This is a genomic window from Pseudomonas sp. XP1 (assembly GCF_053557675.1).
In genome coordinates, this window is record NZ_JBNRIJ010000019.1 from 29,963 (window position 1) to 41,013 (window position 11,051).

Annotated in this window: 11 protein-coding genes; 1 reads left to right on the plus strand and 10 read right to left on the minus strand. The window is 64.0% G+C overall.

From position 1 onward, the window contains the following. The 6 genes from ACK1U9_RS17005 to ACK1U9_RS17030 all read right to left on the minus strand — a co-directional run. Positions 1 to 627: HAD family hydrolase (locus ACK1U9_RS17005; RefSeq protein ID WP_449110049.1), on the minus strand; the 627-nt coding region annotated here is incomplete at its 3' end. 13 nt (positions 628 to 640) lie between these two features. Beyond that, a complete protein-coding gene (locus ACK1U9_RS17010) occupies positions 641 to 1,630 on the minus strand; it encodes an ABC transporter ATP-binding protein (RefSeq protein WP_046616727.1) in 990 nt (329 codons plus the stop codon). Between the two features lies 1 nt (position 1,631). Then, on the minus strand, positions 1,632 to 2,426 hold the full coding sequence (locus ACK1U9_RS17015) for an ABC transporter permease (RefSeq protein WP_013971414.1): 795 nt from the start codon (positions 2,424 to 2,426) through the stop codon (positions 1,632 to 1,634). After that, complete coding sequence (locus ACK1U9_RS17020; RefSeq protein WP_046616725.1) at positions 2,416 to 3,267, minus strand: ABC transporter permease; 852 nt, start codon at positions 3,265 to 3,267, stop codon at positions 2,416 to 2,418. Before ACK1U9_RS17020 ends, ACK1U9_RS17015 begins: the two co-directional genes overlap by 11 nt. After that, positions 3,264 to 4,070: an alkaline phosphatase family protein gene (locus ACK1U9_RS17025; protein ID WP_085601816.1), complete on the minus strand. Its 807-nt coding sequence runs from the start codon at positions 4,068 to 4,070 to the stop codon at positions 3,264 to 3,266. The genes ACK1U9_RS17020 and ACK1U9_RS17025 overlap by 4 nt, the downstream gene beginning before the upstream one ends. Positions 4,071 to 4,215: 145 nt before the next feature. Further along, positions 4,216 to 5,280, minus strand: a complete 1,065-nt coding sequence (locus ACK1U9_RS17030) for an ABC transporter substrate-binding protein (protein ID WP_085601793.1) — start codon at positions 5,278 to 5,280, stop codon at positions 4,216 to 4,218. 317 nt (positions 5,281 to 5,597) lie between these two features. Here ACK1U9_RS17030 and ACK1U9_RS17035 point away from each other — a divergent pair, with 317 nt between their 5' ends. Then, a complete protein-coding gene (locus ACK1U9_RS17035) occupies positions 5,598 to 6,311 on the plus strand; it encodes a UTRA domain-containing protein (protein ID WP_085601792.1) in 714 nt (237 codons plus the stop codon). 100 nt (positions 6,312 to 6,411) lie between these two features. On the opposite strand, the gene ACK1U9_RS17040 is transcribed toward ACK1U9_RS17035, so the two are convergent. The 4 genes from ACK1U9_RS17040 to ACK1U9_RS17055 all read right to left on the minus strand — a co-directional run bounded on the left by ACK1U9_RS17040 (position 6,412) and on the right by ACK1U9_RS17055 (position 10,990). Beyond that, positions 6,412 to 8,541, minus strand: a complete 2,130-nt coding sequence (locus ACK1U9_RS17040; protein WP_046616755.1) for a mechanosensitive ion channel family protein — start codon at positions 8,539 to 8,541, stop codon at positions 6,412 to 6,414. A 44-nt stretch (positions 8,542 to 8,585) separates the two neighbouring features. Beyond that, positions 8,586 to 8,753, minus strand: coding sequence for a hypothetical protein (locus ACK1U9_RS17045; protein ID WP_173015136.1), 168 nt, complete (start codon positions 8,751 to 8,753; stop codon positions 8,586 to 8,588). A gap of 204 nt (positions 8,754 to 8,957) precedes the next feature. Continuing rightward, on the minus strand, positions 8,958 to 10,247 hold the full coding sequence (locus tag ACK1U9_RS17050; protein WP_449110050.1) for a M18 family aminopeptidase: 1,290 nt from the start codon (positions 10,245 to 10,247) through the stop codon (positions 8,958 to 8,960). Between the two features lie 107 nt (positions 10,248 to 10,354). After that, positions 10,355 to 10,990, minus strand: a complete 636-nt coding sequence (locus ACK1U9_RS17055) for an RluA family pseudouridine synthase (protein WP_085601790.1) — start codon at positions 10,988 to 10,990, stop codon at positions 10,355 to 10,357. Between the last annotated feature and the right edge of the window lie 61 nt (positions 10,991 to 11,051).

Sequence of the window (11,051 nt, forward strand, 5' to 3'; positions counted from 1 at the left end):
GTTGATCTCGGCATGCTCCCGCAACACCGCATCGGGGTTCACCACATGCGGATGATCCACCTTCAGCAACAACGGCAAATCGTTCCGCGAATCAGAATAGAAACTCGCCCCCTCCAGGTTCTCCTGCTCCTGGTCAAGCCACTCCAGCAACCGCGTGATCTTCCCTTCGCGATAGGTCAGCACCCCATGGGTCTTGCCGGTATAAACCCCGTTCACCGCCTCCAGTTCGATCGCCAGGTACTCGTCCACTCCCAGCCGCGCCGCAATCGGCCCGACCAGGTGCGTACCCGACGCCGAAATGATCAGGATGCGATCCCCACGCTTGCGGTGCTCGGCAATGCAGCGGCAGGCGTCGCCGTAGATGATCGGCTCGATCACCTCTTCGACCCACGGCTCCACCAGGTGCTCGACCTCTTCCAGGGTACGCCCGGCAATCGGCTCCAGGCTGAAGGCCATGTACTCCTCCATCCGCAGGTGGCCCTTGCCATAGGCCTCCATCAACTCATGGTCGCGGCGCAGGAAGTCCTTGCCGTCGACCCAGCCCAGCCGGGCCATCTGCTCGCTCCACAGCGACGCGCAGTCGCCGTTGATCAGGGTTTCGTCCAGATCGAAAATTGCCAGTGCCATGTGTTGATGCTCCTTAGGCCACTTCCCGTAGCGCCGTGGGGTCGATCGACAAGCTTACCCGTTGCCCGTCTGCGTGCAGGTCGGACGGTGAGCGGTTGAGCACGTCGACCACCAGTTCCACCTCGCGCACCCGCACGCGGTAGCGGATCACGTTGCCCAGCAGGCTGTGGCTGCGCACCTCGGCGTCCAGTTCGCCGTTGGTGCCCAATGTGATCGACTCGGGGCGGATTGCCAGGCGGCTGGCCACCGGGCGCTGCAGCAGGCGGCTGGCGCTGTCGGCGTCGAGCAGGTTGTAGTTGCCGATGAAGCCGGCGGCAAACAGGTCCACCGGCGCGGTGTAGAGGGTTTCGGCATCGCCGCTCTGGACGATGCGACCCTGGTTCATCAGGAAGATGCGGTCGGACATGGTCAGCGCCTCTTCCTGGTCGTGGGTGACGAAGATGGTGGTCAGCCCCAGCTCGCGCTGGATGGCGCGGATCTGCTCGCGCAGGTGCTTGCGGATACGCGCATCCAGCGCCGACAGCGGCTCGTCGAGCAGCAGCAGGCGCGGGCGGGTGACCAGGGAGCGGGCCAGGGCCACGCGCTGGCACTGGCCGCCGGACAACTGGTGCGGGTAGCGCCCGGCGAAGTTGCCCAGCTCCACCAGCTCCAGCGCCTCGCGCACCCGGGCCTGGCTTTCGTCAGCCTTCACCTTCTGCATGCGCAGGCCGAAGGCGACGTTCTGCTCCACGGTCATGTTGGGGAAAAGTGCATAGCTCTGGAACACCATGCCAATGCCACGCTTTTGCGGGCTCAACGGCACGATGTCGTGGCCGTCGAGCAGGATCTGACCGCTGTCCACCGGGGTCAGCCCGGCGATGCAGCGCAGCAGCGTGGATTTGCCGCAACCGGACGGGCCAAGCAAGGTAACGAACTCGCCGCGTTCGATACGGCAGTCGATGTTCTCGAACACCGGGCTGCCGGCGTAGCTTTTTTGCAGTTTCTGTACGCTGACGAAGCTCATGTCAGGTCTTGTCCTTGTTCAGGCGGTTGGCGACCCAGGTCAGTACCAGCACGAAGGCGAAGTACGAGATCACCAGCGCGCTGTTGAAGTGGCCGCTGCTGTTGCGCATGTTGTTCAGGTACACCTGCAGGGTCTCGTAGCGGGTGCCGACCAGCAGGTTGGCGAACACGAACTCGCCGAACAGGAACGAGAACGACAGCAGCAGTGCCACCATCAGGCCCTTGCGCAGGTTCGGCAGCACCACCAGCAGCGCCGCCTGCCAGGTGCTGGCGCCCAGCAGCTGGGCGGCATCCATCAGGTCGCGCAGGTTGATCGCCTGCAGGTTGTTGGTGATGGCCCGGTACATGAAGGGCAGGGCGATGGTGAAGTAGCAGCCGATCAGGATCCACGGCGTGCCGACCATGGCCATGGGCCCGCTGCCATAAAGCTGCAGCAGCCCCACCGACGACACCACCGGCGGCACCGCGAAGGGCAGCAGGATGAGGATGTTCATCAGCGCGTCGAGCCTTGGAAAGTGGTAGTGCACCACAAACAGCAGCGGCAGGATCAGCACCACCGACAGCAGCAGTGCGCCCACGCACACCAGCAGCGACTGGCCGAAGGCAGCCAGGAAACGCGGCTCGCTCCACAGCGCGATGTACCACTTGAAGGTCAGGCCGCTGGGCAACAGGCTGGCCGACCAGCTGGTGGCCAGCGAGTAGAGCAGGGTGCCGGCCAGCGGCAGCAGCAGGATGAGGAACAGCAGGTAGACCACGGCGCGGTGGTACCAGCCGCCGGAACGGGCGTCAGCGCGCATGGTAGCTCCTTTTCAGCAACCATTGATGCACCACCGTGACCAGCGTCATCAGCCCGACCAGTACCATCGCCAGGGCGCTGGCCAGGTTGGGATCGAGGCTGATGTCACCGGCCACCAGGCCGGCGATGCGGATCGGCAGTACGTTGAAGTTGCCGGTGGTCAGCGCGTACACGGTGGCATAGGCACCGAGGGCGTTGGCCAACAGGATGACGAAGGTGCCCAGCAGGGCCGGGGTCAGCACCGGCAGGCCGATGTGCCGCCAGAATTGCCAGTGGTTGGCGCCCAGCAATGCGGCCGACTCGCGCCAGTCTTCACGCAGGGCGTCGAACGCGGGGTACAGCAGCAACACACCAAGCGGGATCTGGAAGTAGGTGTACACCAGGATCAGCCCGCTCTTGGAATAGATGCTGAAGTCCTCCAGCAGGCCGACCTGCTTCAGCAGCAGGGTCAGCGCGCCGTTGAAACCGAGCAGGATGATGAAGGCGAAGGCCAGCGGCACCCCGGCGAAGTTGCTGGTCATGTTGGCGAAGGCGCTGACGAAGTCGCGCAGCTTCGAGTCCACCTGGCGTAGCGAATAGGCGCCGAGGGTGGCGATGACGATGCCGAACAGGCTCGACCAGAAGCTGATCTCCAGGCTGCGTTGCAGGGCCTGCAGGTAGAACTTCGAGGCAAATACCTTGCTGAAATTGTCCACGCCCCAACCTGCTTCCGATTGCAGGCTGTTGATCGCCACCCAAGCCAGCGGGGCGATCTGGAAGATGACGAAGAACACGGCGAACGGTAGCAGGCAGAGCAGGGCCAGGTAGCGGCCGCGGGCGCTGCTGCTCTTGGGTGTGGTCACTTCAGCAACTCCCGGCAGACGCTCTTGTCATGCGCTGCGCCGAGCAGCTCGCAGATGGTCCCGCACAACTCGGTCTGCAGCGGTTTGGCCGCAGGGTCGAGGCTGAAGGCATCGCCGAAGACGAACAGCGGCACTTCGCGCTCCTCGGTCAGCAGGCCATTGTGCGAGCGATCGTTGTTCATGCCGTGGTCGGCAGTGACCAGTACCTGGTAGCCCTCTTCAAGCCAGCCCGGCAGGTAATCGGCCAGCAGGATGTCGGCGCTGCGCGCGGCGTTGCGGTACTGGCTGCTGTCCAGGCCGTGGTGGTGGCCGACATCGTCGATGCTCATCGGGTGCACCAGCAGGAAGTTGGGTGCATGGCGGCGACGCAGGTATTCGCCATCGGCCAGCAGGTGCGAATCGGGGTAACGGTCGTCCCAGTAGAACAGCCCGTGCTGGATCGGCAGCTTCGGTGCGTGGGTATGGCGGTCGCGCTGCGGGTCGAAGGGCGAGCGGTTGTACAGCTCGCTCATCCAGTGATAGGCCGCCGCCGCAGTGCCCAGGTTGGCCTCGCGAGCGTAGTGGAACACGCTGCGCTGGTTGGACAGGCGGTTGACGTTGTTGTGCACGATGCCGCTGTCGATCGGCGGCACACCGGTGAGGATGCACTCGTACAGCGGCCGCGACAGCGACGGCAGTTCGCATTCCACGCGGTACAGCGCGGCACGGTCGGCCTCGACGTAGGCGTGCAGGTGGCCCATGGCGTGGTGGGCGACCTGGTAGTTGAGGCCGTCGAGCAGGACCAGGATGACGTTGTGTTGCATGGTGGCTCCAGTCATAAACCGCGTTGGCTTCTTCGCGGGCTCGCCCGCTCCCACAGGGACTCCACAAGGCTTGAGTCCTGTGGCGATCCTGTGGGAGCTGGCTTGCCGGCGATGACGCCTGTTCAGGCGCTACAGAGATAGCCCCTTACTCCATCTCGATGATCACCTGCTCCTGCCACATCTGCGGCAGTTTCTTCGAGCTCGCTTCCCAGGCCTCGGCATTCTTGATCGGCAGTGCAGCCTTGTACTGTTCGTTGGGCAGCAACTTGGCCTGCACATCGGCCGGCAGCTTCAGGTGCTCGGCACGGATCGGCCGCGCATGCCCTTTGGCCAGGTTGATCTGCCCGGCGTCGCTGAAGATGTATTCACGCGTCAGCTTGGCCGCATTCGGGTGCTTGGCGTACTTGTTGATGATGGTGGTATAGCCGGAGATCACCGAGCCATCCGACGGGATCAGCACTTCGAAACGCTTGGGGTCGATCTGTTCACGGTAGCTCAGGCCGTTGAAGTCCCACACCACGCCCACCTCTACCTCGCCCTTTTCCAGGGTCTGGATGGTCGGGTTGGCCAGCGACAGGCGCTTCTGCTGGGCCAGCTTGGTGAACAGTTGCAGGCCCGGTGCCAGGTTGCTCTCGTCACCCTTGTAGGCGATAGCCGCTGCCAGCACGCCGTTGGCGGCCTGGGCAGCGGTGCCGACGTCACCGATGGCAACCTTGTACTTGCCTTTTTCCAGGTCGTGCCAGGTCGTTGGCCGCTCGCCTTCCTTGACCAGGTCCTTGTTGATGATGAAGGCGATGGTGCCGGTATAGGCCAGCGCCCAGTGGCCGTCCTTGTCTTTGGCCCATTCCGGTACCTGATCCCAGGTGCTCGGCTTGTACGGCTGGCTCACACCCTTGCTCACGGCGATCGGGCCGAAGGCGGCACCCACGTCGCCGATGTCGGCGCTGGCGTTGTCCTTCTCGGCTTCGAACTTGGCGATTTCCTGGGCCGAGCTCATGTCGGTGTCGCTGTGCTTGAGGCCGTACTTGCTGGCCAGGTCTTCCCAGGTGCCTTTCCAGTTGGCCCAGGCATCTGGCATGCCCACGCTGTTGACGTTGCCTTCCTTGCGGGCGGCTTCTTCCAGGGCCTTGAGGTCGGTGTCGGCGGCCATGGCCGTGGTACACAGAGCGATGGCCGAACCGAGCAGTGACGCCATGAACAACTTTTTCATCCGAAGCTCCTTGGGTGGGTGCCTTTAGCGATGGTTGTTATGAGTGAAGCCGTTGACTGGTGACCGTTGGTCTAGGTCAGCAAACCTTGAGCCAAGGTAGGCTGCTTGCGTGACAGTTTGATGTAAGGAAGGGCCGGTGAAGGCCCTGAAGCTACAGCGTAGACCACGGAGCCGCCCCGGCTCTGCTGGCTTGGCGCGTTTCTGGCAGTGTCTGGCGAAAGCCTTTGTCACAGGATGTTCATCAGCCCTGCCTAGGCTTGCACTATTCTCCAAGTGCCCTGTTCTGGGGCTGGACTAGTCCAGATAGGTAACCTTTGATGCAGTCGATGCCACCGCGTGCGGTAACAGCCATCTGTCACGCCCTGCAGGAGCAGATCGAGCACGGCCTGCTGGCGCCGGGCGGCAAGCTGCCGGCCGAGCGCAAGCTCAGCGATGTGTTCGATACCACGCGCATTACCCTGCGTGAGGCGCTGGTGCAGCTGGAAGCGCAGGGGCTGATCTACCGCGAAGAGCGTCGCGGCTGGTTCGTCGCGCCCGAACGGTTGACCTACGACCTGATCGAGCGCAGCCACTTCCATGCCATGGTCCGCGACCAGGGGCGGGTGCCCAGTACCGAACTGTTGTCGGCGCGGCTGCAGCCGGCCTCGGCGGCCATCTGTGCGCGCTTGCAGTTGCCTGCGTTGTCCAGCGTGGTACGTATCTGCCGGTTACGGCGGATCGATGGGCGGGCGGTGCTGTATGCCGAGCACTACCTCAACCCCCGGTACTTCCCGGAGATACTCGAACAGGACCTAGCCCAGTCGCTGACCGAGATTTATGGACGGGTGTATGGCATCCGGTATGGGCAGGTGTGCTTCGAGATCTTGCCGACGGCGTTGCCGGTGGAGGCGGCCAGTGCCTTGAAGGTGTCGACGGGAAGCCCGGGGTTGCATATCACCCGTGTCAACAGTGACCAGCATGGGCACCTGATCGACTGTGACCTGGAGTATTGGCGGCATGATGCCATCCGCATCCGCGCCCAGGCTGGATGAAATGTTGGCTTCTTCGCGGGTAAACCCGCTCCCACAGCGACCGCACAGGTTTCAGCCTTTGCATAGTACTTGTGGGAGCGGGTTCACCCGCGAAGAGGCCCTAACTGGAGGAACTGGCAGTCACTACCTGCACTGACAACCGCGGCGTCGCCAAATCCAGCCCGGCCTCATCCAGCTGCCGCTTCAGCGCCAGGTTGAACGCCCGCGACACTTCCCACTGCTTGATCGGCGCAGTCTTGAACCGCGCCCGCAAGATCGCCGACCCCGACTCGAAGCTCTCCACCCCCTGCAGCTCCAGCGGCGACCAGATGTTGCGGCGCATCAGCGGGTCGTTGCGCAGCTTCTGCCCCACTTCGCGAATCAGCGTGATCGCCTGGTCGATGTTCATGCTGTGCGGGATCGCCACGCGGAAGATCGCGTAGCCGAACTCTCGGGAGTAGTTCTTGATGCTCTTGATTTCGCTGAACGGGATGGTATGCACGATGCCGTCGATGTCACGCAGGCGCACGGTACGGATGGTCAGCCCCTCCACCGTGCCCAGGTGCCCGCCCACATCCACGTAGTCGTCGATGGCCAGCGAGTCTTCGATGATGATGAACAACCCGGTGATCAGGTCGGCCACCAGTGACTGTGCACCAAAACCGATGGCCAGGCCTATCACACCGGCGCCCGCCAGCAGTGGGGTGACGTTCATGCCCATGTTGGCCAGGGCGACGATCACCGCGATGATGAAGATGACCACGAACATCACGTTGCGGATCAGCGGCATCATGGTTTGCGCGCGGGCGTTGGCCAGGCCCCGGCGCGAACGCACCAGTGCGTGGTGCACGGCGGTGTCGGCAAGGATCCACACCAGCCAGGCGACGATCAGCGTACCGGCCAGGCCCAGCAGGCGCACGCTTATGTCGTGGCCTTCGCCTTCGGCGAAGCTGATCATCGACAGGCCCCACACGCGCAGCCCCAGCTCGATGAATACCAGCCAGATGAACAGGTGCACCAGCAGGTAACCGAAGTTGCGCAGGCGCTCGGCGTACACAGCCTGGCGCTTGTTGGCGCGCTTGGGGTTGGCGGCGTGACGGCGTACCAGGCCATTGAGCACCATGCAAACCACCACCAGCACCGTGCACATCAGCGACTGGCGCAGGGCGGTGCTGGTGTCGCCGGCCGAGATGAAGGTAGCGAACAGCGAAATCGCCACCAGGATCAGTGCTGGCACGAACCAGAAGCTGCCGAGGATCTCGATGGTGTCGCTGAGGGTGCGCCGGGTCAGGCGCCGTGACAGCGGCTGGTTGCGGATCAGGTGGGCGATCGGGCGGCGGAAGCGCAGGATGAACAGCCCGGTGCACAGCGCTGCAATCACGTTGGCCAGGGTGGCCAGGGCGTGGGCCAGGTGGGTGCCGAGGGCAACCATCAGGCGCGGGTCGCTCATCGCTTCGCCAAACGCGGCGAAGCTGCCGATCAGCCACAGCGGGCGGAATGCCTGGTGGCGCAGGATGTACAGGGCGCGGTGGCGGTGGGGGCCGTCGAGCAGCGAGAAGGCGATCACGCAGATGGCCGAGAAGCAGGTGCCGACCACCAGTGCGTAGGCCAGCACCATGGCCAGGGACTTGCCCAGCGATGGCGGTAGCACGAAGCTCAGGTACACGGTGAACACCAGCGCCACCAGCCACGGGCCCAGCTTGCGCAGGGCAAAGCGCACCAGGTCCCAGGTGCGCGGGTGTTGCGGCAATTCTTCGCTCAGGCCAAAGCGCAGGCGTACCCGGTGGCCGACCCAGTTGAAGGCGTAGGCCAGCACGCTCCAGACGGCAATGACGGCGGCAAAGCCGAACAGAATGGCCGGCCACTGGTGCACTGGCACCATCAACTCGGTCAATTCGGCCTGGGCCTGTTCGATTTCCGCGGCCCAGCGATGGAACGGGCTGGCATCGCCGCTGAACTGTTTTTCGAAGTCATGCAGGGCGCCACCGATCAGGCCGAGCACGCCCTGCTCGACGGTGGGTTGCGATTGCCTGGTGGCGTCGCGCAGCTTTTTCAGGTCGGCCAGCAGCTTGGCGCGCTGCTGGTCGTTTTCCAGGTTCTTGATCACCTCGTCCAGCGACTTGCCCAGCGGTTCGCTGGCCTCTGGCTGCGCGGGCGCGCTGCCACCAAGCAGGCCTGGCAGGCCCGCAGCCTGTAGCGGGGTGACAAACAGAAACAGCAGCAGGAGCAGGCAACGCAGGAGGGCAGGCACTGGCAAAACTACCTCAGGTCAAACGATTGGCCGAGTGTAGAGGTTCACGACGGCAGTTGCTCCAGGATTTTCCAGCAGGTGAGGCCAAAGATACCCAGTGTGCCGACCCACATCATCACAACGCCGATATTGCGTTCGCGCAGGCTGAAACCGATGGTCAGCAGCATCAGAAACAGGAACACCGGCACGAACAGGGACAGGAACGGGGACATGGACAGCAATCCTTTTGCAGAGGGGCCATGTAACAAGCATAGCGGGTAGCAGGCGAAGCGGGATTGACCTTGAGCAGGCCCGGCCTCTTCGCGGGCATGCCCGCTCCCACAGGTACTGCACAGACCTTGAATGCTGTGATGATCTTGTGGGAGCGGGCGAGCCCGCGAAGAGGCCAGGCCTGCTTGCATCAAGGCATCAAGGCATCAAGGCAACTCGCGGCAACGGTAGAAGGCGCTCAGCACCTTCACCAGGTGCGCCAGGTCATGGCTGCCGCACAGCTCGCGAATCGAATGCATGGCAAAGGTCGGCAAGCCGATATCCACCGTACGCACGCCCAGGTGGCTGGCCGCGATCGGCCCGATGGTCGAGCCACAGCCCATGTCGCTGCGTACCACGTAGCTCTGCACCGGCACTTCCTCGGCCATGCACAGGTGGCGGAAGAACCCGGCGGTTTCGCTGTTGGTAGCGTAGCGCTGGTTGTTGTTCACCTTGATTACCGGCCCGGCGTTGAGCTTGGGCCCGTGGTTGCCGTCGTGCTTGTCAGCGTAGTTGGGGTGCACGCCGTGGGCGTTGTCGGCCGACACCATCAGCGAGCGCTGGATGGTGCGCACGTAGGCGTCGCCATCCGGCAGCAGGCGTTGCAGGGTCTGCTCCAGCATCGGGCCGTCGGCGCCACAGGCCGAGCAGCTGCCGACTTCTTCATGGTCGTTGCACACCAGAACGCAGGTTTCGTCGCTGTCGGCGGCCAGCAGGGCCTGCAGGCCGGCGTAGCACGACAACAGGTTGTCCAGGCGCGCACCGGCGATGAAGTCGCCGTTCAGGCCGACCAGCGCGGCGTCCTGGGTGTCGTAGAAGCTCAACTCGTAATCCAGCACCACATCGGCGATCAGCTCGTGCTCGCGGGCCAGTTGCTCGGTGAGCAGGGCGCGGAAGTCGATGCGCTCGTCACCCGCTACCTGGGCCAGGATAGGCGGCAGCTCGTTCTGCGGGTTGATCGCCCAGCCTTCGTTGGCGGTGCGGTTGAGATGGATTGCCAGGTTGGGGATGACTGCGATCGGCAGCTTGAAGTCGATCAGCTGGCTTTCGACCTTGCCGTCACGGCGGTAGGTGACCCGGCCGGCCAGCGACAGGTCGCGGTCGAACCAGGGCGCCAGCAGGGCGCCGCCATACACTTCGACGCCCAGTTGCAGGAAGCCCTGGCGCTGCAGCTCGGGTTGCGGCTTGACCCGCAGGCACGGGCTGTCGGTGTGGGCGCCGACCATGCGGATACCGTTCAGCAACGGTGCCTGCTTGCCCAGCTTGATGGCGATGATCGACGAGTCGTTACGGGTGACGTAGTAGCGACCGCCAGGCACTGTGGCCCAGCTGTCGCGCTCGTCCAGGCGCTGGTAGCCGGCAGCTTCCAGGCGCTGGGCCAGGCTGGCGGTGGCGTGGAAGGGCGTGGGGGAGGCCTTGAGGAAGTCGATAAGGCCAGAATTCAGTGCGTCGCGCATAGCTCACTCCAGACAGCAGTGGCGCGAGTTTAGCGTATTAGGTCGACAAATTGTGTCTGCCTCTTCGCAGGCTCGCCCGCGAAGAGGCCGGTACAGGCTGTACAAATTCAGAAAGGCGCAGGGCACTCGAACTTCATCCGCTCTCCGGACACCGGGTGGGTAAAGCTCAGCATCGAGGCATGCAGACACAGCCGCTCGTGGGCAGCCAATGCCTCGGGGTTGGCATACAGCCGGTCGCCCAGCAGCGGGTGCCCGATCGACAGCATGTGCACGCGCAACTGGTGCGAACGCCCGGTAATCGGTGTCAGCTCTACCCGGCAGTAGTCACCGCAGCGCTCGACGATGCGCCAGAAGGTCAGCGCATGCTTGCCCTGCTCGTGGTCCACCACATGCCGTGGCTTGGTCGGCGGGTCGTAGCGCAGCGGCAGGTCGATGCTGCCGCTGTCCAGCGCCGGCTGGCCCCAGCACAGCGCGGTGTAGGCCTTTTCGGTTTCGCGGTCGTGGAACTGGCGCGAAAGCTCGCGATGGCTGTCGGCATCCCGGGCCAGCAGGATGATGCCGGAAGTTTCCCAGTCCAGGCGGTGCACGATCAAGGCGTCGGGGTAGCCGTTTTCCTGCAGGCGGGTGATCAGGCAGTCCTTGTTGTCCTCGGCGCGGCCGGGTACCGACAGCAACAGGGTCGGTTTGTTGATCACCAGGATGGCGGCGTCTTCGTGCAGGATCTGGATGTTGGACAGCGGCATTGCTTGGTCTCGGTTATATCGGGGAAAACACTGGGGCCGCTTTGCGGCCCATCGCCGGGGC

Excerpts from the sequence above, each read along its gene's own strand:
- ACK1U9_RS17010 (WP_046616727.1), bottom strand. The coding sequence starts at position 1,630 with ATGAGCTTCGTCAGCGTACAGAAACTGCAAAAAAGCTACGCCGGCAGC.
- ACK1U9_RS17030 (WP_085601793.1), bottom strand. The coding sequence starts at position 5,280 with ATGAAAAAGTTGTTCATGGCGTCACTGCTCGGTTCGGCCATCGCTCTG.
- ACK1U9_RS17015 (WP_013971414.1), bottom strand. The coding sequence starts at position 2,426 with ATGCGCGCTGACGCCCGTTCCGGCGGCTGGTACCACCGCGCCGTGGTC.
- ACK1U9_RS17045 (WP_173015136.1), bottom strand. The coding sequence starts at position 8,753 with ATGTCCCCGTTCCTGTCCCTGTTCGTGCCGGTGTTCCTGTTTCTGATG.
- ACK1U9_RS17025 (WP_085601816.1), bottom strand. The coding sequence starts at position 4,070 with ATGCAACACAACGTCATCCTGGTCCTGCTCGACGGCCTCAACTACCAG.
- ACK1U9_RS17050 (WP_449110050.1), bottom strand. The coding sequence starts at position 10,247 with ATGCGCGACGCACTGAATTCTGGCCTTATCGACTTCCTCAAGGCCTCC.
- ACK1U9_RS17055 (WP_085601790.1), bottom strand. The coding sequence starts at position 10,990 with ATGCCGCTGTCCAACATCCAGATCCTGCACGAAGACGCCGCCATCCTG.
- ACK1U9_RS17035 (WP_085601792.1), top strand. The coding sequence starts at position 5,598 with ATGCAGTCGATGCCACCGCGTGCGGTAACAGCCATCTGTCACGCCCTG.